This window comes from Streptomyces sp. LaPpAH-108 (assembly GCF_000373625.1).
In the GTDB taxonomy this organism is placed as follows: domain Bacteria; phylum Actinomycetota; class Actinomycetes; order Streptomycetales; family Streptomycetaceae; genus Streptomyces.
In genome coordinates this window covers 690,178-709,709 of sequence record NZ_KB891987.1, presented here as the reverse complement: position 1 = coordinate 709,709, position 19,532 = coordinate 690,178, and the positions used below count along the sequence as shown (strand labels likewise).

The following is a 19,532-nucleotide window of genomic DNA, read 5'->3' as shown; positions in this document are numbered from 1 at the left end:
ACCCCGAGGTACACGACGGCCCGGTCCCCTTCACGGGGGCCGGGCCGTCGGCGTACGCGGGTCAGTACTGCGTCTGCAGGTGCTCCCAGAAGCCGTCCCGCAGCGCCCGGCGCAGATCGGCCTGGCCGCGCAGGGAGTACTGGAGCAGGTTCTCGGCCTCGACCAGCAGGTCCTGGTCGACGGAGCCGGGCAGATAGGGGTGGCCCGGGAGCAGTTCGCCGAGAGTGTCGCGCCCCCGCGAGGCCAGCCACTTGGCCGCGATCTGGGCGCCGACGAAGCGCACGTCCTCCCGGGTGGGCCGGTTCCCGGTCGCCTCGTACGCGGCGGAGGTACGGCGGGAGACGTACGGCTTGCAGAACTCCAGGTCGAAGGTGCGCTGGCTGTCCACCTCCCACAGCAGCGGCTCGGCCTGGTTGCGGCCCTCGGGTGCCTCGATGCCCCACAGATGGACGCGGGCGCCGTAGCCCTGTGCGGCCTCGACCGCCGAGACCAGGTCCTCGTCGCCGCCGAGGAGCGCCGCGTCGCTGATGGCGCGGTGCCGGGCCAGGGACTCCAGGTCGGTGCGGATGAGGGAGTCGACGCCCTTCTGCTGGTTGTGCGCGTTGAGGTTGCCGAGGCGGACCTTGACGTCCGGCAGCTCGGCGATGGTCTGCTGCTCGGCGGTGTGGATGCGGCGGCGGGCGCCGTCGTACCAGTAGACGCGCAGCAGACGGCTGTCGGCGAAGATCGAGCGGGCCTTGTCGATGAGCGCGTCGATCAGGCCCTCGGCGTCGAGGTCGAAGGCGCGCCGGTCCTCCGTACCGGCCACGAGCCGGCCCGCGGCGGCGTAGAGGTAGCCCGCGTCCACGAAGATCGCGTGCGTGGAGGGGGTCTTCGCCACCTCGGCGAGCATCCGCTGCAGCAGCTCGTTGGTGTGGTCGATGCGGGCGCCCAGGTCCGCCAGGTCGTCGTTCATCACGTCCATTGTCCCGGCCGTCACGCTGCGAACACAACCGGTCCCGGTCAGTCCACCAAAGTGCTGCGCCGGGCGCTTCCCTACCGCCGGGTAGTTAGTCGTTCGAAAAATTTCTTTAGCGTAGGGAATGTTTGTAACACGCAGTCCGTTGTCTAGGTATGCAACACCGCGACACCACCTGTCGCACCCAGTAGTTCTCCGCAGGAGGATGACCAGACGAAGGGAGAAGCCATGCGCTTCGAGATCATGCGACTCGACGAGGTGGACGGCACGACCGTGGACACCACCGTCGTGGACGCCGCCTCCGTCAATCGGATCGTGCAGCAGGCCGCCGCCATCGGGCAGCGTCTGTGGATCCGCCCGGCCGACACCACGGCCTCGTAGGGCGTACGCACGACACTCAAGCCTTCCGGGGGAGCCGAGGCTCCGTCTCAGCTCCCCCGGATCACCTGAGTGACACCGTTGATGATCTGCTGCACGGCGATCGCGGCGAGCATCATGCCCGCGAGCCGCGTCACGAGGACCACGCCCCCGTCCTTGATGACCCGGATGATGAGCAGCGAATAACGCATCACCAGCCACAGCACGACGTGGATGGCGAGGATCGCCGACCACACCGAGACCTGCGTGGCGACACTGCCGGCCTTCTGCACGGCCAGGATCACGGACACGATGGCGCCGGGCCCGGCCAGCAGCGGCATCCCGAGGGGCACCAGGGCGACGTTGACGTCCTTGGTCTGCTGGGGTTCGTCGGTCTTGCCGGTGAGCAGGTCGAGCGCGATCAGCAGGAGCAGCAGACCGCCCGCGATCATCAGGGCCGGGACCGAGACATGCAGATAGTCGAGGATCTGATGGCCGAGCAGGCCGAAGACCGCGATGACCCCGCCCGCCACGCACACGGCCTGGAAGGCCATCCGCTTCTGCACCTTGGCCGGGCGTCCGGCGGTCAGGGCGAGGAAGACCGGGGTGATCCCCGGGGGGTCCATGATCACGAAGAGGGTCAGGAACAGGGAGCCGAAGACGGCGAGGTCGAACATGGTGTGCCTTGCATGACGAGCCACCACCGCGCGCGGACGCCCGTGACCCGGTCATGAAGGACCTGGCCCCGGCGACACGCGCGGCGGACGTGCGGGGTTACTGGAGGGAGAGAAGAAAGGCGGGGGAAGGGCGGGACGGCCCGGGCGGTCAGCTCCCGCCGGTCCCCGGGACGGGGAACGCGCCGGTGGCACGGCGGATGATCTCCCCGTAGACCTCGGGGTCCGTGGTGTGCGCGCCGAGCGCGACGGTCTTGCGGCTGCCGTGGTAGTCCGAGGAGCCCGTGGCCAGCAGGCCCAGCTCCGCCGCGAACTCCCGCAGCCGGGTCCGGGTCGCCGGGTCGTGGTCCATGTGGTCGACCTCGATGCCGTCGAGACCGGCCTCGGCCAGCTTCGCGATCGTGCTCTCCGGGACCGTACGGCCGCGCTTGACGGCGGCCGGGTGCGCGAAGACGGTGACCCCGCCCGCGTTCTTGACCAGCCGGATCGCCTCGAAGGGGTCCGTCTCGTGCTTGGGGACGTAGGCCCGGCCGCCGTCGGCCAGCCACTCGGGGGTGAACGCGTCGCTCACCGTGGGGACGACACCCAGCTCGACCAGCGCGGAAGCGATGTGCGGGCGGCCCACCGAGCCTCCGGCCGCGATCCGCTCGACCTGCTCCCAGGAGACCGGCACACCCAGCTCGTTCAGCTGGGCGACCATGGCCTGAGCCCGGGGCACCCGGTCGTCGCGGACCAGCTCGCGTTCGGCGAGCAGGGCGGGCTCCTCGGGGTCGAAGAGATACGCCAGCAGATGCATCGAGACGCCGTCGGTCCGGCAGGACAGCTCGGCGCCGGGGACGAGGGTGAGCCCCTCGGGCAGCGCGGCGATCGCCTCGGCGTGACCGCGCGTGGTGTCGTGGTCGGTCAGCGCGACCACGTCGAGCCCGGCACGGGCCGCGTTGCGGACCAGCTCGGCCGGGGTGTCCGTACCGTCCGAGGCCGTGGAGTGGCAGTGCAGATCGATACGCACGGCGACTCCAGACGAGGACAGGGGCGGAGGGAACACCTAAGGATAGCCGCGCGCACCCGATGCCCTGTCACACCCGCACATGGCGGACGCCCCCTACAGTGTGCGGGGACCACATGGGCCTGCGGCACATGGGGCGCCACCCCATATGGCCACGCGCGTACGGATCCTTGCGCGGTCCTTCAGGGCCGCATCAGCCGGGGCGACAGCGCCCCGCACGGCACCAGGTCGATCTCGGCGCCCGCGTCTCTCAGATCGGTCAGCACCAGCTCGTCGTACATCAGCAGGCTCGACTGCTCGGGCCACATCACCGCCCACAGCCACATGCCCAGCGCCTCGCCCGCGAAGACCGCGCGGTCGGTGGGGGTGCCGGAGACGTGCCAGAGCGGGGTCGGGCGCCCTGCCGCGAGGACCTTGGCCTGCGGCGGCTTCTCCACGTTCAGGTACGAGCCGGGGTCGGGGCCCTCCAGGCCCGCGTACCGCGAGCCGAGTCCGACGCCCGGTTCCTCCGCGACGAGGATCAGCTCGCCGGGGCCGCCGAGCGGGCCGGGGCCGGAACAGGCGACGGCGCTGGCGCGGCCCCCGCTGCGGTCGTCACCGGCGTGGGCGATGCCGGTGAACAGCCAGCCGACCGGCAGCGGCCACGGCATCCACACCGGGACGTGCGTGCGCTGGACGACGGCGGTGAGCGCCTCGACACTGGGCGGGATCACGGGCTGGAGCGGCTGCACCGACCCGTGCGCGGCACACTGCCACGAGTCGGCGAAGAGACCGGGAGCCCGGACCCGGCCACCACACCTCGGGCAACTGGGTTCGCCCCTCATAGAGCCCCACGGTCCTACCCGCACCGCCCCACGTCAAGGACGATCACCCGTCCGGCGGCCGGGGCCCCCACCCGCGGCGTCCCGGGCACCCGCGACCCCGACGGGAGTCAACTCCGCTGCCCCGCGCGCACTTTGGTGAGCTTGCTCACCCGGCCGCTCAGTCCAGCGGTACGCCCGCGCGCAGCGGGTCGCGCAGATCGGTGCCGTGGGCCAGCCACCGCTCCTGGAGCGCCTGGGCGCCGTGCACCCGCTTCCAGGCCGCCTCGTTCGGGGTCATCGGGAGCAGCGGCAGGAACCGCACGGGGTCCAGCGGGTCGTCCAGGTCCAGGTCCTCCACCAGACCGCCCGGCTCGCCGACCAGGACCGAGGTGAAGGGAGCGCCGGGCCACAGCGGCTCGCCGACGTCCAGGGAGGCGCCGGGGGCGATGACCACGCCCTCGACCTGCGGGGACGCGGCGAGCACGGCGAGCGGCCTGAGCACCTGATCGGTACCGGCGCGGCCCGTGCGGACGGTGAGGACCAGCTCCGCGCGCGGCCCCTTGACGGGGTCGGCCACCATCGCCGTGGGGTCGGTCATGGGGTGCGCGGACATACCGAGGCTGGCGTAGCGGACGAGGTCTCCCTCCAGGAAGCGCAGCACCTCGACACGGTCGGCGCCGAGGAAGGTGACCGAGGCGCGCGCGTCCGGTTCGCCCAGGGCGGTGGTCAACCGGGCCTCGACCAGAGGAAGAACATCAACCATGCGGTGAGCATAGAACTCGTCAGTGGCAGGCAAAGCTGCGCCTTGACACCACGGGCGGCTGCTACGCTGAGCCGGTGGTTCGGGGCCGCGTGCAGAAGCACGCTGTCGAGTCCCGACGCCGATGAGACTCCCTTACGAGGGACCGGCCGGAGGAGGTGGGGCTGTCATGGATCGAAGTCGACCGTGCAGTACCACTCGCTCTTCCCGCCGTTGATGTCGTTCCTGGCCGGCTGCCACCTTCACGTTCGCGTCGCCGTTCGGAAGAGCACTTCGTTTCGCTTTGCCTGATCTGCCTGATCTCCATCAGTTCTGCATCAGTAGCGAAGTCGCCACCGCGACGGTGCGGTGCTCCCCGCTTTGTGGACGTGCCAAACCTACGGAGTCAGGACGTCCCCATTCCGGGTAGTTCCAGCCGTCGCGGGCCGCGCCCTTGCTGCCTGCCCGCGAAGGAGCCTGCCCATGTCGATGATCCGCGACCTGCGAGCCGTGGTCCGACCGTCCTCCCGCCCGACCCCGCGCGAGACGACGCCCGCGTACGACACCACGCGTGACCCGGCCACCCCGTCGGCCATCGTCGACTGCGCGGTCTACCGCGACGGAAGCCGTATCGAGAGCGACAAGCCGCTCGGCCCGCAGGAGGCGATGCGTCAGGTGCGGCGCGACGGCGGGTTCGTGTGGATCGGTCTGCACGAGCCGACCGAGGCCGAGTTCGCCGGGATCGCGAACGTCTTCGGACTCCACCCGCTGGCCGTGGAGGACGCGGTGCAGGCGCACCAGCGCCCGAAGCTGGAGCGCTACGACGACTCCCTGTTCACCGTGTTCAAGACCATCCACTACGTCGAGCACGACCGGCTCACCGCCAACAGCGAGGTCGTCGAGACGGGTGAGGTCATGTGCTTCACCGGCCGGGACTTCTTCATCACCGTCCGGCACGGCGGCCAGGGCTCGCTGCGGGCGCTGCGCCACCGCCTCCAGGACGACCCGGAGCTGCTGGCCAAGGGCCCCTCGGCCGTGCTGCACGCCATCGCCGACCATGTGGTGGACGGCTACCTCGCGGTCGCGGACGCCGTGCAGGACGACATCGACGAGGTGGAGACCGAGGTCTTCTCGCCCGGCCGGGGCGGCGGTGTCTCGCGCGGTGTGGACTCGGCGCGCATCTACCAGCTCAAGCGCGAGGTGCTGGAGTTCAAGCGCGCGGTCACCCCGCTGCTGCGCCCGATGCAGCTGCTGAGCGAGCGGCCGATGCGGCTGATCGACCCGGACATCCAGAAGTACTTCCGTGACGTCGCCGACCATGTGGCCCGGGTGCACGAGCAGGTGGTCGGCTTCGACGAACTGCTCAACTCCATCCTCCAGGCCAACCTGGCGCAGGCGTCCGTCGCGCAGAACGAGGACATGCGCAAGATCACCGCCTGGGCCGCGATCATCGCCGTGCCCACCATGGTGTGCGGGGTCTACGGCATGAACTTCAAGCACATGCCCGAGCTGGACTGGAAGTACGGCTATCCGGTCGTCATGGCCATCACGGGCGTCCTCTGCCTCGGCATCCACCGCACGCTGAAGCGCAACGGCTGGCTGTGAGCACACCTGGTTAATCTGGGCGCATGACTAGCGAGCTGCCCGGCCAGGACCTCTTCGACCAGGCCCTCATCGAGGAGGCCACCAAGAAGTCCGGTCTGATCTGGGTCCGGGGCGCGGAGGTGTCCGCCGCGCGTCCGCTGTGGCATGTGTGGCACGAGGGTGCCGTGTGCCTGATCGGCGACGGCCCTGGTGAGCAGCCGCTGCCCGGCCTGACCGACGGCGGCCGGGCCGAGGTGACGGTGCGCAGCAAGGACAAGGGCGGACGGCTGGTGAGCTGGCCCGCCACGGTGCACGCGCTCGGCCCGGGCTCGCCGGAGTGGACGGAGACGGTGGCCGAGCTGAAGGGCAAGCGGCTCAACGCCCCCGACAGCGAGGCGATGACGGAGCGCTGGGCCCGCGAGTGCCGTGTGGTGCGCCTGGTGCCGACCGGCGCGGTGGAGCCGCCGCCCACCGGCAGCCTGGCCGCCCCGCCGCTGCCCAGCCCGGCGACGACCCGGCAGCCGATCCCGGCCGCGCTGCCGAGGCTGCTGACGCGGCGTCGCAAGAAGGGCTAGGGGGTGTCGTTTGGATCAGGTCGGCGCGGGTGATTCCGGTGCGCTTGTGCCGACCCGAGCGGGGTCTGGTGCGTGCAGCTGCAAGGCGGAGGAGGGAGTCGACGCGATGGGGGTGCCCCCGCGCGAGCGAAGCCGAGCGTGGGGGAGTCGGCGACCGACGACAACGCGGCAGATGTGCGTGCCAGACCCCGCGTCGTCGAGCTGATCCAAACGACACCCCCTAGGGACGGCGCGGGAAGGGCCGCGGCTCAGGACGTGGGCAGGCTGCTGCCGTAGTCCACGGTCTGCGAACCGTCGGGCTCGGCGAGCGGGAAGTCCTTGCCCCAGTCGGAGAACGTGAGGGTGCCCGCGTGGCCGGCGCGCACCAGGCGCAGCGGATAGGGCGTGCCCTCCAGGGAGACGTCGAGCGTGCCGCCGAGGCCGCCGTCGCCGGTGACCCGGATCGTCCGGACGCCGCCCTGCTCGTGATGCCCGGCCGTGGCCAGCTTGCCGTGCAGGGTCAGCAGCCCCGACATCAGCACGTCCTTCTCGGTGAAGCCGATGAACTTCTTGTACGCCGCGTCCGCCTGCGGGACCTTCACGTACTTGCCCTGGAGCTTGGATGCGGCCGAGGTGTCCCCGGCCCGCTTCCAGAAGTCGGCGTCGGCCTTCAGATACAGCTTCTCGCCGACGCGCAGCAGCCGGAACGCCGACCCCTTGGCGGTGACCGAGCCGCTGGCGCCGCCCGCCTTGAGCCGCATGTCCAGCCGGTAGGTGTCCTTGCCGGTGACCACGGTTCCGGCCAGGTGGACGTCCTTGGCCGCGTCCGCCGCCGAGCGGGTGCGCGACTGGATCTTCTCCGGGGGCAGCTTGCCGACGCCGTTCGTGCCCGCGTCCGGGTCCTCGCCGCCGCAGCCCGCCAGCACCGTGGCCGCGAGGGCCAGACCGCACGCTCTGAGCGCGGTGCGGCAGTGGGCGGGGGTCCGGGCAATCGCAGTCACAGGTGGGGCTGCCTCTCTGACGTTCCGAACGGCGTACGGCAGCGTACCGGTGGCTCCGGGCGGCGACGGAGCGAGTCCGTCCGGACCGTCCACCAGGGCGTGCCCGATCGGTACGGGCTAGCCTGAAGCGCACGCGAGTCGGCAAAACCGAGCGATCCCGAGCGATCGGGACCATCCCGAGCGATCGAGACAAAGGAAGCGAAGCCATGGCAGCCGGTGCTCCCCGGATCTTCGTCTCGCACCTGGCCGGGGCTCCCGTGTTCGACCCGACCGGCGACCAGGTGGGCCGCGTGCGCGACATCGTCGTCATGCTGCGCGTCGGACGGCGCCCTCCGCGCGTCCTCGGTCTGGTCGTCGAGCTGTCCAACCGGCGCCGGATCTTCCTGCCGATGACCCGGGTGACCGGGCTCGACTCCGGCCAGGTCATCTCCACCGGGGTGGTCAACGTGCGCCGCTTCGAGCAACGGCCCACCGAGCGGCTGGTGTTCGGGGAACTCCTGGACCGGCGCGTGCAACTGGTGGAGACCGGCGAGGAGGTCACCGTCCTCGACCTGTCCGTGCAGCAGCTCCCGGCGCGCCGGGACTGGGAGGTCGACCGCGTCTTCGTGCGCAAGGGCAAGAAGGGCGGCGCCTTCCGGCGGGCCAAGGGGGAGTCGCTGACCGTGCCCTGGTCGGACGTCACCGGGTTCTCCCTGGAGGAGCACGGGCAGGGCGCGGAGAGCCTGCTCGCCACCTTCGAGCAGCTGCGCCCGGCGGACCTCGCCAACGTGCTGCACCACCTCTCCCCCAAGCGGCGTGCCGAGGTCGCCGCCGCCCTGGACGACGACCGGCTCGCGGACGTCCTGGAGGAGCTGCCCGAGGACGACCAGATCGAGATCCTCGGCAAGCTCAAGGAGGAGCGCGCCGCCGACGTCCTGGAGGCCATGGACCCCGACGACGCGGCCGACCTGCTCGGCGAGCTGCCCGAGGAGGACAAGGAGCGGCTGCTGAGCCTGATGCAGCCCGACGACGCGGCCGACATGCGGCGCCTGATGTCGTACGAGGAGCACACGGCGGGCGGCCTGATGACGACCGAGCCGATCGTGCTGCGCCCGGACGCCACCGTCGCGGACGCCCTCGCCCGGGTCCGCAACCCCGACCTCTCCCCCGCGCTCGCCGCACAGGTCTACGTCTGCCGTCCGCCCGACGAGACGCCGACCGGCAAGTACCTGGGCACGGTGCACTTCCAGCGGCTGCTGCGCGACCCGCCGTACACCCTGGTCAGTTCGCTCATCGACGACGACCTCCAGTCCCTGGACCCGGACGCCACGCTGCCGGTCATCGCCGGGTTCTTCGCCACGTACGACATGGTCGCCGCGCCCGTGGTGGACGAGTCGGGCTCGCTGCTCGGCGCGGTCACCGTGGACGACGTGCTCGACCACATGCTGCCCGACGACTGGCGCGAGACCGAGTTCCATCTGGACGGCGCGATGGAGCAGGGAGCCGCGAGCCATGGGGGCTGAGCGCGAGGGGAGCCGGGACGGCGGTCGCGAGCGCTCCCCGGCGGGCGCCACGGCCACCGCCCGTCCCCGGGGGCCACGTCTGGACCAGCCGCGCCCGCCGCGCAGACGGCTGCTGCCGGAGTGGGACGCGGAGGCGTTCGGGCGCCTTTCGGAGCGGATCGCGCGGTTCCTCGGCACGGGCCGCTTCCTGGTCTGGATGACGGTCGTCATCATCGTCTGGGTGCTGTGGAACATCGCGGCCCCGGCGGTGGTGCGCTTCGACCCGTACCCGTTCATCTTCCTGACCCTGATGCTCTCGCTCCAGGCGTCCTACGCGGCCCCGCTGATCCTGCTCGCGCAGAACCGGCAGGACGACCGCGACCGGGTCAATCTGGAGCAGGACCGCAAGCAGAACGAGCGGTCGATCGCGGACACCGAGTATCTGACCCGGGAGATCGCCGCGCTGCGCATGGGCCTCGGTGAGGTCGCCACCCGGGACTGGATCCGCTCCGAGCTGCAGGACCTGATCCGGGACCTGGAGGAGGATCGGCGGCGCGACGGCCACCCCTCCCGCATCGCATTCCCGGCGGAACGGGCAGAACGGCCGTCCGGGCGTGACACAGACGACCGCTGAGGCGCTACACGGCGGCGGCACCCAGCGCCGTACCATCGACCTTATGGCTATGGAAGACGCGGTGCGCGAGGCACTGGCGACGGTGAACGACCCCGAGATCAACCGACCGATCACCGAACTCGGCATGGTCAAATCGGTGGAGATCGGCGCGGACGGCGCGGTCGCGGTCACGGTCTACCTGACCGTCTCCGGCTGCCCGATGCGCGAGACCATCACCGAGCGCGTGACCACGGCGGTCTCCCGCGTCGCGGGGGTCACCCGGGTCGATGTCGCGCTGGACGTGATGAGCGACGAGCAGCGCCGGGAGCTGGCCAACGCGCTGCGCGGCGGCCAGGCCGAGCGCGAGATCCCCTTCGCCAAGCCGGGCAGCCTCACCCGGGTGTACGCGGTCGCCTCCGGCAAGGGCGGCGTCGGCAAGTCCTCCGTGACGGTGAACCTGGCGGCGGCGATGGCCGCCGACGGGCTGAAGGTCGGTGTCGTGGACGCCGACATCTACGGCCACAGCGTGCCGCGCATGCTGGGCGCGGACGGCCGTCCCACCCAGGTCGAGAACATGATCATGCCGCCGTCGGCGAACGGCGTGAAGGTCATCTCCATCGGCATGTTCACCCCGGGCAACGCGCCGGTCGTCTGGCGCGGCCCGATGCTGCACCGCGCGCTCCAGCAGTTCCTCTCGGACGTGTACTGGGGCGACCTGGACGTGCTGCTGCTCGACCTGCCGCCGGGCACCGGTGACATCGCGATCTCGGTGGCCCAGCTGATCCCGAACGCGGAGATCCTGGTCGTGACGACCCCGCAGCAGGCGGCGGCCGAGGTGGCCGAGCGGGCGGGCTCCATCGCGGTGCAGACGCACCAGAAGATCGTCGGTGTGGTCGAGAACATGTCGGGCCTGCCGTGCCCGCACTGCGGCGAGATGGTCGACGTGTTCGGCACCGGCGGCGGCCAGGCGGTCGCCGAGGGCCTGACCCGCACCACGGGCGCGACGGTCCCGGTCCTCGGCAGCATCCCGATCGACGTCCGCCTGCGCGAGGGCGGCGACGACGGCAAGCCGGTCGTCCTGACCGACCCCGAGTCCCCGGCGGGCGCGGCGCTGCGCTCCATCGCGGGCAAGCTGGGCGGCCGTCAGCGGGGCCTGTCGGGTCTTTCGCTGGGGATCACGCCGCGCAACAAGTTCTGAGACACGACGCGGGAGGGGGCACCGGCGGATTCCGCCGGTGCCCCCTCCCTTCGTGCGTCAGGCGTACGCGCCGATGTCCTTGACGAGGGCGAAGCCGAGCCCGTAGGCGCTCATGCCCCGGCCGTACGCGCCGAGGTGGACGCCCGCCTCGGTGGACCCGGCCAGCACCCAGCCGAACTCGGATTCCCGGTAGTGGAAGGGCGTGGCCACGCCGTCCACGGGCAGGGAGAGGGTGGACCACTCCGCGCCCTGGAGGTCGTCGGCGAGCGCCCAGGCGGTCTCGGTCTGCTGGTCCAGCCAGTCGTCGCGCAGGGTGTGGTCCATCTGGCCGGGCCAGGTGACCGACAGGAGCCCCACACCGGCCAGCCAGGCCGCCGAGGAGACCGAGGTGGCCTCCAGGAGCCCGGTGCCGTCCGCGCTGCGCCGGGAGGGGTTCACGGGGACGGTCACCACGACCGCGAACTTCTCCCTGGTCTCGTCGGCGGACGAACCGGTGTGCTCGCCCAGCACCGAGGGCTCGTCGCCGTGGCCGATCGAACCGTGTTCCACGGCCCCGTCGGCCGCCGTGCCGACCTGCATCAGCCAGCGGGCGCCCGTGAACGCCTCGTCCAGGCCGTACCACGGGAAGGGCGCCCGCAGATAGCCGTCGACCGATCGGTGGCCGGACGGGCCCCGCTGTCCGCCCGCCGCGGCCGGCGTCTTCGCGCCCACCCGACTCGTCGTCTCCATGCCCGGACGCCTCCTCGCTCTCGTCGGACCGGGGCTGCCCGCCCCCCTTCGGGCGTACGCGCCCGGTCCGCACAACAACTCGGCAGCATATCCACACCGGTGAGGGCCGCTGGGAAACCGCCCTGCTCGTGGGTCGTGCGGGAAGCGGGCCGACGCGATGTGCGGCAGGTACGCGCCGTTCAGGGCGTCGTGCGGGACGGATACGGCCGCGTGTCGCGCGGTGGGCCGTACGGGTGAGACGGGCTCAGGTGGCGTCGGCGTCGAAGGGCGGGCGCTCGTCCGGGCCCAGCGGGTCGGGACGCTTGGTCAGGTCCGGACGCTTGGTCATGTCGATCCGGCCGCCCGCCGGGGACTGCGAGGCGGGGGCGGCGGGTACGGCCGCGCCGTGGCCGTTGACCGAGTCCGTGAGGTCGGTCATCTCGCGCTTGAGGTCGAAGCCGCTGCGGATCTCCTGGAGCCCCAGGTCGTCGTTCTCCAGCTGCTTGCGCAGGAACGTCTTGGGGTTCAGGTCCTCGAACTCGAAGTCCTTGAACTCCGGGCCCAGCTCGCTGCGGATGTCCTGCTTGGCGCTGTCCGAGAACTCGCGGATCTTGCGGATCGTCCGCGTGACGTCCTGGATGAACTTGGGGAGCTTGTCCGGACCGAAGACGAGCACGGCGAGGACGATGAGCGTGACCAGCTCAAGCGGCCCTATGTCATTGAACACCTGAAGCTCCTTGGGATGTCCTCGGTCGCTCAACCGTACCCGGCGCGGTCCGCGGTCCGGTACCGCGCCCGGGTGAGACTTCCGTCAGTTCCGCTCCGAGGCCCCCAGGACCAGGGAGACGGTGTGCTCGGTCCCGGCGCGTTCGACGGTGAGGCGGAGCCGGTCGCCGGGGCGGTGGGCGCGGATCCTGACGATCAGCTCCTCGCCCGAGTGGACGCGGTGGCCGTCGACCTCGGTGACGAGGTCGCCCGCCTTCAGCCCGGCCCGGTCGCCGGGGCCGCCCGGCTGCACGGCGGGGCCGCCGGTGCCGCCCTTGGCGGAGACGCGGGCGGCGTCGCCGGTGTAGCCCATGTCGAGGGTGACGCCGATGACGGGGTGGGTGGCGTGCCCCTCGTTGATCAGCTCCTCGGCGACCCGCCGGGCCTGGTTGGCCGGGATGGCGAAGCCGAGGCCGATGGAACCGGCCCGGCTCTCGCCGGAGTCCGCGCCGCTGTCGGCGGAGCGGATGGCGGAGTTGATGCCGATGACCTGGGCGTGCGCGTCGAGGAGGGGGCCGCCGGAGTTGCCGGGGTTGATCGGGGCGTCGGTCTGGAGCGCGTCGACGTAGGAGATGTCGCTGCCGTCGCCCTTCTCGCCGCCCGCCGTGATGGGACGTTCCTTGGCGCTGATGATGCCGGAGGTGACGGTGTTGGCCAGGTCGAAGGGGGCGCCGATGGCGACGACCGGATCGCCCACGCGCACGTCGTCGGAGTCGCCGAGCGGCAGCGGGGTCAGCCCGCGGACCCCGCTGACCTGGACGACGGCGAGGTCGTACCCGCTGTCCCGGCCGACGACCCGGGCCCTGGCGGTGTCGCCGCCGCTGAACGTCACGGTGATCTCGCCGCCTGAGGAGGCGGGCGCGACGACATGGTTGTTGGTGAGGATGTGGCCGCGCGTGTCGAGCACGAATCCGGTGCCGGTCCCGGCCTCGTCGTCGCCGCTCACATGCAGGGTGACGACGCTGGGCAGGGCCCGCGCGGCTATCCCGGCCACGCTGTCCGGCGCCCGGCCCGCGGGCACCTCGGCCGCCTTGGGCAGATGGACGTCCCCGATCCCGGCCCGCTCCAGCCACGCCCCGGCGAAGCCGCCGATGCCTCCGGCGACGAGCGCGACGGCAAGCCCCCACGCGAGCAGCACCTTCCGCTTCACACGCCGCTCCCCGGGCACGGCGGCGCCGGTCTGCTGAAGGGGCGCGTGGGGCACGGCCCAGGGGTCGTAGCGGCTCCAGGGGCCGGTCTGGGGCGCCTGGGGCTGGGCGTGGGCATCGGGCTCGGCATGCGTGAGGCCGGGCTGGGACGCCTGGGGCTGGGCGTGCGTGGGGCCCGCCGGGTCCGGGAGGGCGTCGGCGGGAGGATACGGCGCCTGCGGGGGCACGAGAGGCGTCCCGTGGGCGGGCGTCACCCCGGGGCCCTGGAAGGGCGGAGCGGGCGCCCAGGGACCGGGCTCACCGTAGGGCGGGGTGCCGTAGGGGTCGGACTCGTGCAGCGGGGCGGGCCGGTCGGGGACGACGTGGGCCGACACCTGCGCGCGACTGTCCACCGACTCCGACACGAACCCGCCCGAGAAGCCCACCGCCTCAGGCACGGACGCGCCCGAGAAACCCACCGCCTCCGGCTCACGCGCGAACCCGACCGAGCCGCCCACCGCCTCCGGCTCGCCCACCGGCACAACCAGCCCGTCCACCAGCTCCGGCTCACGCCCCGGTACGACCGGCACATCCACCGGCTCCCGCTCACGCCCCGGCACGACCAGCCCGTCCACCGGTTCCCGCTCCGACGTCACCGGAAAGTCCCCCCGCTGTTCCGCATCCCCCACCACGCCACCGGCACCCGGCCCGGCATCGGGAGAACCCCCGGGTTCCACCCCGCCGAGCCGAGCCGCAGGCGCCCCGGCCGTTTCTCCCGCTCGTCCTCCGGGACGTACAGCGGGTTGCCCTCGTTCATGCTCTCCCCGGTGGCCGCGTGACTCGATCCCCTGGCGGTGCCCGGGGTCCAGCGGTCCGGGCACGGCTTTACAGGATTCAACCAGGTTCGCCACAGGGTGCGCAGGCGGTGGTCAGGGTGCCTGGCTGGCCGGAGATGTGACGGGGGCGGGGGCGGCGGAGGGGCCGGGGACGGCGGCCCAGGTGGCCGTGGGTGCGGCGGAGCTGACGGAGAACGGGGTGATCTCGTCCAGCGGGCGTATCAGCGGGGAGGCGGGCCCCGAGGGCGCCTGGGGCAGGGCGAGTTCGCGCGCGGTGTCCTGGGGCCGCCCGTCGGCCGGGGAGGGCACGCCGGGCAGCAGGGGCGCGGAGACGGAGGTGGGTACCGCGGGGACCTGGCCGAGCTGTCCGGCGCCCTGGGCGAGCAGCGGGGCCGTGGCGCGGCGGCGCTGGGTCTCGGGCGTGGCAGCCGTGCCCGGGGTGCCGGTGCCGGTGCCCGCCGAGCGGGCCGGGGCCACGTTGCTGCCCGCGCCGGAGCCGCCGCGGGCGTCCGCCGTGAGGTCGCCGGGGAGGGTGCCCCCCACCCCGCCGAGGGCGACGGCCGCGAGGGAGACCGCACCGGCGGCGGCGACCGCGAACCGCAGCCCGCGCGAGGCGGACCGTTCCCCCACGGGGTGGATGCGGAAGCCCTGCTCGTCGGGGACGGCCGCGTGGGCCGGTACCGCCGGGACGTAGCCGAAGGCGAAGCGCTCGGGGTTGCCCACGCCGAAGACCCCGGCGTCGGGGCCGGGTCCGAAGGGGCCGCCGGGCAGCCGGTCCCCGTCCTCCGGGTCGCCGCCGGGCAGGCCCTGGAGGCGGGCGAGGAAGCTCTCGGAGGGCGGCGGCGGGGCCGCCTGCGCGAACACGTTCTTCAGGCGTCGCTGCGCGTCCGCCTCCGCCTTGCACCGGCCGCAGGTGGCCAGGTGCGCGAGGACGCGCTCGCGCGTCTCATGACCGAGTTCTCCGTCGACCAGGGCGGAGAGCCGGTCTCCCAGGTGCTGTTCCGCGAGGTGTGCCGTCGCGGGTTCGGGCCGGGATGCGCTCACGCGGGCGTGCCCCCTCCCCCCAGTGCGGGCACCGGGGCCATGAAGGAGCGGCGCTCGGCCCGGCGCGCCTCGGGCGAGCGGTGGGCGAGCGCCTTGCGGAGCTGGGAACGGCCGCGGTGGATACGGGAGCGCACGGTGCCGAGCTTGACGCCCAGGGTCGCGGCGATCTCCTCGTACGACAGCCCCTCGATGTCGCACAGCACGACGGCGGCGCGGAACTCGGGCGCGAGGGTGTCCAGGGCCTGCTGCACGTCCGCGTCGAAGTGCGCGTCGTTGAAGACCTGCTGGGGGCTGGGCTCGCGGCTGGGCAGGCGCTCGGCCGCGTCCTCGCCGAGGGCGTCGAAGCGGATGCGCTGCTTGCGCCGGACCATGTCCAGGAACAGGTTGGTGGTGATGCGGTGCAGCCAGCCCTCGAAGGTGCCCGGCGAGTACGTCGACAGCGAGCGGAAGACCCGGACGAAGACCTCCTGGGTGAGGTCCTCCGCGTCGTGCTGATTGCCCGTGAGGCGGTAGGCGAGGCGGTAGACCCGGCCGCTGTGCGTGCTGACGATCTCCTCCCAGCTGGGCGGAGTCCACGCCTGAGCGTCCGCGTCGGTGGTGAAGGTCGCGGTCTGGGAGTCGCCCGCGGCGATTCCGGCGGGACGGTCAGCAGCGGTGTCGGTCACGGATTTCGGCCTGCCCGACCCGAGAAAGCGCCGTAGCACTCCTCCCCGGTCCCCGGGCGCGGCCGCACCTCCCCTGTCGGCTCTGGTGGTGTCCAGTGGAGCCCCTACCATAGCCACCTCGCCCGTTAGCTCCGGATAAGCGGTTTTACGAGAATTTGACGCGCGGCGCCCCGGGTCATCCGGCTGCGTGCGCTTGTGTTCCGCACCCTGCGTCACCCTTCGCCCCCGTCGCGTTCCGCCGGTCCGGCGGATCGCCGGCTCATCCTGTTGAACGCTCGGTCCCATCTGCGGGTTCCCGCCCCCAACGGATACAGTCACGCCGAGGCAATTACGGGGACAGGAGAGGGCCATTACCGGCAACCGGCAGACGAGCTGGGCGTTCGCCGACGCCTTTGTCGCCGAGGACGAACCGCTGCTCTGGGCCCGCGACCGGGCCAGGGACGCGGGGCTGCGCTCGGTGACGCCCAGCACGGGTGCCGCGCTGCGGCTGCTCGCCGCCTCGGTGGACGCCAAGGCGGTCGCCGAGATCGGCACGGGCTGCGGGGTGTCCGGGATCCACCTGCTGCACGGGATGCGCCCGGACGGGGTGCTGACCACCGTCGACCCGGAGCCGGAGCACCAGCAGTTCGCCCGGCAGGCCTTCCGCGCCAGCGGCTTCGCCAGCAACCGGGCCCGCTTCATCCCGGGCCCCGCCCTGGACGTCCTGCCCCGCCTCGCGGACGCGGGCTACGACCTCGTCTTCTGCGACGGCGACCGCCTGGAGTACTCCAGCTACCTCGCTGAATCGTTGCGGCTGCTGCGCTCCGGCGGCCTGGTGGTCTTCGAGGGCGTCTTCGCGGGCGGCCGTACGGTCGACTCGGGTCCGCAGCCGACCGAGGTGCTGCGCCTGCGGGAGCTGCTGCGCACGGTGCGCGAGAGCGAGGAACTGGTGATCTCGCTGCTGCCCGTGGGCGACGGGCTGCTCTGCGCCGTCAAGCGCTGAGCCGTACCCGTCACACACGCCGGAGCGGCGAGAACAGCGCGAAGAACGAGAGGGCCCCGGTACCGCGAGCGGTACCGGGGCCCTCTGGAGATCGGGAGCGCGTCAGACGACGACCTTCTTGAGGGCGTCGCCGAGCGCCTCGGCCTCGTCAGGGGTCAGCTCGACGACGAGTCGACCGCCGCCTTCGAGCGGAACGCGCATGACGATGCCCCGCCCCTCCTTGGTCACCTCGAGCGGGCCATCACCCGTCCGCGGCTTCATGGCCGCCATGCTCGTACCCCTTCCTGAAACCAGGCTCATCGTCTGCCGACGACCCCACGGAGGGCACCCGCGGTCCACTGAGGGGACACACGACACCGGCATCGAACACATTGCTTCCCAGCCATTATCCCGCATCGCAGGACCCGATGACCAACATCGGTCGGCATCGCTTGGGCAACGCGCGCGAGCAAAACCACTCAATTCGGGGATGTGCCTGCGATACTTCGCCGCCCCGCGCACGGAACCCGGGCGCGTCCGCGGGCGTTTTCTTTGACGCAGGTCACACGGACACCGCGGCCCACGGGCCGTGATCTCCGCCATGCTGTCCTCGGACAAAGGCGTACCGGTCGGTACGTCACAGCCGCGACACCGGAGGGGACGCGCCATGGCCGACACCGTGCTCTACGAGGTGAACGACGGGCTCGCGACGATCGAGCTGAACCGTCCCGAGGCGATGAACGCCCTGGACATCGCGACCAAGAACGCGCTGCGGGAGGCTGCGGAGGCCGCCGGGGCCGATCCGGCGGTGCGGGCGGTCCTGCTGACGGCGGCGGGTGAGCGGGCCTTCTGCGTGGGCCAGGACCTCAAGGAGCACATCGGGCTGCTGGCCGCCGACCGCGCGTCCGGCTCGGGACAGACGATGAGCACGGTCAGGGAGCACTACAACCCGATCGTGCGGGCCCTGGTGGACGCACCGAAGCCGGTGGTCGCGGCGGTCAACGGGGTCGCGGCCGGGGCGGGCTTCGGCTTCGCGCTCGCGGCGGACTACCGCCTCGTGGCCGACACGGCGTCCTTCAACACCTCGTTCGCCGGGGTCGCGCTGACCGCCGACTCGGGGATCTCCTGGACGCTGCCCCGCGTGGTGGGCCCCGGCCGCGCCACCGATCTGCTGCTCTTCCCGCGCTCCCTGACCGCCCAGGAGGCGCTGGAGCTGGGCATCGCGAGCCGTCTGGTGCCCGCGGCCGAGCTGCGCGCCGAGGCCGAACGGGTGGCGCGCACGCTGGCCGAGGGACCGACGGTGGCGTACGCGGCACTCAAGGAGTCGGTGGCCTACGGTCTGACCCACTCCCTGGCCGAGACCCTGGAGAAGGAGGACGAACTCCAGAGCCGCGCGGGCTCCTCCGAGGACCACGCGATCGCGGTCCAGGCGTTCGTGGAGAAGCGGAAGCCGACGTACCTGGGCCGCTGACCGGCACCGCCCCGGAAGAACCCGCGCCCGCTCAGGCGCCCTGGGCGATCCCTCTGCCGACGCAGGTCTCCAGGTGGTCGTCGACCAGCCCGCAGGCCTGCATCAGCGCGTACGCCGTCGTGGGGCCGACGAAGCGCAGCCCCCGCTTCTTGAGCGCCTTGGACAGCGCGGTGGACTCGGGGGTCACGGCGGCCACGTCCCCGAGGACCTTGGGCACCGGGCGTCCGGCCGGGTCCGGGGCGTGGGACCAGATCAGCTCGTCCAGGTCGCCCTCGGACCAGTCGGCGAGCACGCGCGCGTTGGCGATCGTGGCGTCGATCTTGGCGCGGTTGCGGATGATCCCGGTGTCGGCCAGCAGGCGTTCGCGGTCCTCGTCGGTGAAGGCGGCGACCTTCTCGATGCGGAAGTCCGCGAACGCGGCGCGGAAGCCGGGCCTGCGGCGCAGGATGGTGATCCAGGACAGGCCGGACTGGAAGGCTTCCAGGCTGAGCCGTTCGAAGAGGGCGTCGTCGCCGTGGACCGGGCGGCCCCACTCCTCGTCGTGGTAGGACACGTAGTCCTCGGCGGACAGGGCCCAGGGGCAGCGGAGCCTGCCGTCGGACCCGGCCACCGCGGTGCCGTCGCTCATCACGCCTCCTCGGTGCCCGGCTTGTCCAGGCGGGTGGGGCCGGTGCCGCGGGCACCGGCGAGTGCGGACTCCAGGTCGGCGATCCGGGCGTCGCGCTCGGCGAGTTCGGCGGCGATCCGGCCGAGCGCGTCGTCCACGTCGGCCATGCGGTAGCCGCGCGGGGCCAGCGGGAAGCGCAGGCTCTCCACGTCGGCGCCGCCGACCGGGCGGTCCGCGGGCAGCGGGTCCGTCAGCCGCTCGGGGGCGGCCTCCGGGAGCGGGGCGCTCTCCCCGCCGCCCACCACGGCGAGCGTCACCGCGGCCACCACGACGGCCAGCGCGACGACCAGGAACAAGAACATCAGCATCGCCAGGGTTCC

Annotated in this window: 23 protein-coding genes; 8 read left to right on the top strand and 15 right to left on the bottom strand. The window is 72.3% G+C overall.

Features of this window, described 5'->3' with window-relative positions; genetic code table 11:
• Positions 1-61: 61 nt before the first annotated feature.
• A complete protein-coding gene (locus tag B079_RS0103295) occupies positions 62-955 on the bottom strand; it encodes an NYN domain-containing protein (protein WP_026248303.1) in 894 nt (297 codons plus the stop codon).
• A 231-nt stretch (positions 956-1,186) separates the two neighbouring features.
• On the opposite strand from B079_RS0103295, the gene B079_RS34565 reads away from it, so the two are divergent.
• Positions 1,187-1,339, top strand: a complete 153-nt coding sequence (locus B079_RS34565) for a hypothetical protein (RefSeq protein ID WP_018544351.1) — start codon at positions 1,187-1,189, stop codon at positions 1,337-1,339.
• A 47-nt stretch (positions 1,340-1,386) separates the two neighbouring features.
• Here B079_RS34565 and B079_RS0103285 read toward each other — a convergent pair whose 3' ends face one another.
• The 4 genes from B079_RS0103285 to B079_RS0103270 form a co-directional block, all read right to left on the bottom strand.
• Positions 1,387-1,992, bottom strand: coding sequence for a MarC family protein (locus B079_RS0103285; protein ID WP_018544350.1), 606 nt, complete (start codon positions 1,990-1,992; stop codon positions 1,387-1,389).
• Positions 1,993-2,140: 148 nt separating this feature from the next.
• Positions 2,141-2,998, bottom strand: coding sequence for a PHP domain-containing protein (locus tag B079_RS0103280; RefSeq protein ID WP_018544349.1), 858 nt, complete (start codon positions 2,996-2,998; stop codon positions 2,141-2,143).
• A gap of 179 nt (positions 2,999-3,177) precedes the next feature.
• A complete protein-coding gene (locus B079_RS0103275) occupies positions 3,178-3,819 on the bottom strand; it encodes a DUF6758 family protein (RefSeq protein WP_037801081.1) in 642 nt (213 codons plus the stop codon).
• A 157-nt stretch (positions 3,820-3,976) separates the two neighbouring features.
• Positions 3,977-4,561: a suppressor of fused domain protein gene (locus B079_RS0103270; RefSeq protein ID WP_051094938.1), complete on the bottom strand. Its 585-nt coding sequence runs from the start codon at positions 4,559-4,561 to the stop codon at positions 3,977-3,979.
• 459 nt (positions 4,562-5,020) lie between these two features.
• On the opposite strand from B079_RS0103270, the gene B079_RS0103265 reads away from it, so the two are divergent.
• Positions 5,021-6,142: a magnesium and cobalt transport protein CorA gene (locus tag B079_RS0103265; protein ID WP_018544346.1), complete on the top strand. Its 1,122-nt coding sequence runs from the start codon at positions 5,021-5,023 to the stop codon at positions 6,140-6,142.
• A 23-nt stretch (positions 6,143-6,165) separates the two neighbouring features.
• Positions 6,166-6,696, top strand: a complete 531-nt coding sequence (locus B079_RS0103260) for a hypothetical protein (protein WP_018544345.1) — start codon at positions 6,166-6,168, stop codon at positions 6,694-6,696.
• Between the two features lie 248 nt (positions 6,697-6,944).
• Here the strand turns inward: B079_RS0103260 and B079_RS0103255 are convergent, their stop codons facing one another.
• On the bottom strand, positions 6,945-7,676 hold the full coding sequence (locus B079_RS0103255; protein WP_018544344.1) for a hypothetical protein: 732 nt from the start codon (positions 7,674-7,676) through the stop codon (positions 6,945-6,947).
• A gap of 206 nt (positions 7,677-7,882) precedes the next feature.
• On the opposite strand from B079_RS0103255, the gene B079_RS0103250 reads away from it, so the two are divergent.
• The 3 genes from B079_RS0103250 to B079_RS0103240 are packed head-to-tail and all read left to right on the top strand — an operon-like array spanning position 7,883 to position 10,968.
• Complete coding sequence (locus tag B079_RS0103250; RefSeq protein WP_018544343.1) at positions 7,883-9,178, top strand: magnesium transporter MgtE N-terminal domain-containing protein; 1,296 nt, start codon at positions 7,883-7,885, stop codon at positions 9,176-9,178.
• On the top strand, positions 9,168-9,791 hold the full coding sequence (locus B079_RS0103245) for a DUF1003 domain-containing protein (protein ID WP_018544342.1): 624 nt from the start codon (positions 9,168-9,170) through the stop codon (positions 9,789-9,791). Before B079_RS0103250 ends, B079_RS0103245 begins: the two co-directional genes overlap by 11 nt.
• A gap of 43 nt (positions 9,792-9,834) precedes the next feature.
• On the top strand, positions 9,835-10,968 hold the full coding sequence (locus B079_RS0103240; protein ID WP_026248302.1) for an Mrp/NBP35 family ATP-binding protein: 1,134 nt from the start codon (positions 9,835-9,837) through the stop codon (positions 10,966-10,968).
• Positions 10,969-11,025: 57 nt separating this feature from the next.
• On the opposite strand, the gene B079_RS0103235 is transcribed toward B079_RS0103240, so the two are convergent.
• The 6 genes from B079_RS0103235 to sigE form a co-directional block, all read right to left on the bottom strand.
• Positions 11,026-11,697 carry a hypothetical protein gene (locus B079_RS0103235; protein ID WP_026248301.1) on the bottom strand — a complete coding sequence of 224 codons (672 nt, stop codon included), beginning with the start codon at positions 11,695-11,697 and terminating at the stop codon, positions 11,026-11,028.
• A gap of 244 nt (positions 11,698-11,941) precedes the next feature.
• Complete coding sequence (locus tag B079_RS0103230) at positions 11,942-12,403, bottom strand: sec-independent translocase (protein ID WP_018544339.1); 462 nt, start codon at positions 12,401-12,403, stop codon at positions 11,942-11,944.
• A gap of 84 nt (positions 12,404-12,487) precedes the next feature.
• Positions 12,488-14,224, bottom strand: a complete 1,737-nt coding sequence (locus B079_RS31270) for a trypsin-like peptidase domain-containing protein (RefSeq protein ID WP_018544338.1) — start codon at positions 14,222-14,224, stop codon at positions 12,488-12,490.
• Positions 14,221-14,385: a hypothetical protein gene (locus tag B079_RS35120; RefSeq protein WP_018544337.1), complete on the bottom strand. Its 165-nt coding sequence runs from the start codon at positions 14,383-14,385 to the stop codon at positions 14,221-14,223. Before B079_RS35120 ends, B079_RS31270 begins: the two co-directional genes overlap by 4 nt.
• A gap of 112 nt (positions 14,386-14,497) precedes the next feature.
• The gene (locus tag B079_RS31265; protein WP_018544336.1) at positions 14,498-15,448 is read right to left on the bottom strand and encodes an anti-sigma factor family protein; all 951 of its coding nucleotides are present in this window, start codon (positions 15,446-15,448) and stop codon (positions 14,498-14,500) included.
• Positions 15,445-16,224: an RNA polymerase sigma factor SigE gene (sigE, locus tag B079_RS0103215; RefSeq protein WP_199779854.1), complete on the bottom strand. Its 780-nt coding sequence runs from the start codon at positions 16,222-16,224 to the stop codon at positions 15,445-15,447. Before sigE ends, B079_RS31265 begins: the two co-directional genes overlap by 4 nt.
• 172 nt (positions 16,225-16,396) lie before the next feature.
• On the opposite strand from sigE, the gene B079_RS0103210 reads away from it, so the two are divergent.
• Positions 16,397-17,095: an O-methyltransferase gene (locus B079_RS0103210; protein WP_078495816.1), complete on the top strand. Its 699-nt coding sequence runs from the start codon at positions 16,397-16,399 to the stop codon at positions 17,093-17,095.
• A 102-nt stretch (positions 17,096-17,197) separates the two neighbouring features.
• On the opposite strand, the gene B079_RS33575 is transcribed toward B079_RS0103210, so the two are convergent.
• Positions 17,198-17,365, bottom strand: a complete 168-nt coding sequence (locus B079_RS33575; RefSeq protein WP_018544333.1) for a DUF3117 domain-containing protein — start codon at positions 17,363-17,365, stop codon at positions 17,198-17,200.
• A 376-nt stretch (positions 17,366-17,741) separates the two neighbouring features.
• On the opposite strand from B079_RS33575, the gene B079_RS0103200 reads away from it, so the two are divergent.
• Entirely contained in the window at positions 17,742-18,545 is an 804-nt protein-coding gene (locus B079_RS0103200; RefSeq protein WP_018544332.1) for an enoyl-CoA hydratase/isomerase family protein, read from the top strand.
• 31 nt (positions 18,546-18,576) lie between these two features.
• On the opposite strand, the gene B079_RS0103195 is transcribed toward B079_RS0103200, so the two are convergent.
• A complete protein-coding gene (locus B079_RS0103195; protein ID WP_018544331.1) occupies positions 18,577-19,173 on the bottom strand; it encodes a DNA-3-methyladenine glycosylase I in 597 nt (198 codons plus the stop codon).
• On the bottom strand, positions 19,173-19,520 hold the full coding sequence (locus B079_RS0103190) for a DivIVA domain-containing protein (RefSeq protein WP_018544330.1): 348 nt from the start codon (positions 19,518-19,520) through the stop codon (positions 19,173-19,175). Before B079_RS0103190 ends, B079_RS0103195 begins: the two co-directional genes overlap by 1 nt.
• Between the last annotated feature and the right edge of the window lie 12 nt (positions 19,521-19,532).

What these genes read in the sequence shown, in the direction of transcription:
- B079_RS0103295 (WP_026248303.1), bottom strand. Translation starts at nt 955, where the DNA reads ATGAACGACGACCTGGCGGACCTGGGCGCCCGCATCGACCACACCAAC.
- B079_RS34565 (WP_018544351.1), top strand. Translation starts at nt 1,187, where the DNA reads ATGCGCTTCGAGATCATGCGACTCGACGAGGTGGACGGCACGACCGTG.
- B079_RS0103285 (WP_018544350.1), bottom strand. Translation starts at nt 1,992, where the DNA reads ATGTTCGACCTCGCCGTCTTCGGCTCCCTGTTCCTGACCCTCTTCGTG.
- B079_RS0103275 (WP_037801081.1), bottom strand. Translation starts at nt 3,819, where the DNA reads ATGAGGGGCGAACCCAGTTGCCCGAGGTGTGGTGGCCGGGTCCGGGCT.
- B079_RS0103270 (WP_051094938.1), bottom strand. Translation starts at nt 4,561, where the DNA reads ATGGTTGATGTTCTTCCTCTGGTCGAGGCCCGGTTGACCACCGCCCTG.
- B079_RS0103265 (WP_018544346.1), top strand. Translation starts at nt 5,021, where the DNA reads ATGTCGATGATCCGCGACCTGCGAGCCGTGGTCCGACCGTCCTCCCGC.
- B079_RS0103260 (WP_018544345.1), top strand. Translation starts at nt 6,166, where the DNA reads ATGACTAGCGAGCTGCCCGGCCAGGACCTCTTCGACCAGGCCCTCATC.
- B079_RS0103250 (WP_018544343.1), top strand. Translation starts at nt 7,883, where the DNA reads ATGGCAGCCGGTGCTCCCCGGATCTTCGTCTCGCACCTGGCCGGGGCT.
- B079_RS0103245 (WP_018544342.1), top strand. Translation starts at nt 9,168, where the DNA reads ATGGGGGCTGAGCGCGAGGGGAGCCGGGACGGCGGTCGCGAGCGCTCC.
- B079_RS0103240 (WP_026248302.1), top strand. Translation starts at nt 9,835, where the DNA reads ATGGCTATGGAAGACGCGGTGCGCGAGGCACTGGCGACGGTGAACGAC.
- B079_RS0103235 (WP_026248301.1), bottom strand. Translation starts at nt 11,697, where the DNA reads ATGGAGACGACGAGTCGGGTGGGCGCGAAGACGCCGGCCGCGGCGGGC.
- B079_RS35120 (WP_018544337.1), bottom strand. Translation starts at nt 14,385, where the DNA reads ATGAACGAGGGCAACCCGCTGTACGTCCCGGAGGACGAGCGGGAGAAA.
- sigE (WP_199779854.1), bottom strand. Translation starts at nt 16,224, where the DNA reads ATGGTAGGGGCTCCACTGGACACCACCAGAGCCGACAGGGGAGGTGCG.
- B079_RS33575 (WP_018544333.1), bottom strand. Translation starts at nt 17,365, where the DNA reads ATGGCGGCCATGAAGCCGCGGACGGGTGATGGCCCGCTCGAGGTGACC.
- B079_RS0103200 (WP_018544332.1), top strand. Translation starts at nt 17,742, where the DNA reads ATGGCCGACACCGTGCTCTACGAGGTGAACGACGGGCTCGCGACGATC.
- B079_RS0103195 (WP_018544331.1), bottom strand. Translation starts at nt 19,173, where the DNA reads ATGAGCGACGGCACCGCGGTGGCCGGGTCCGACGGCAGGCTCCGCTGC.
- B079_RS0103190 (WP_018544330.1), bottom strand. Translation starts at nt 19,520, where the DNA reads ATGCTGATGTTCTTGTTCCTGGTCGTCGCGCTGGCCGTCGTGGTGGCC.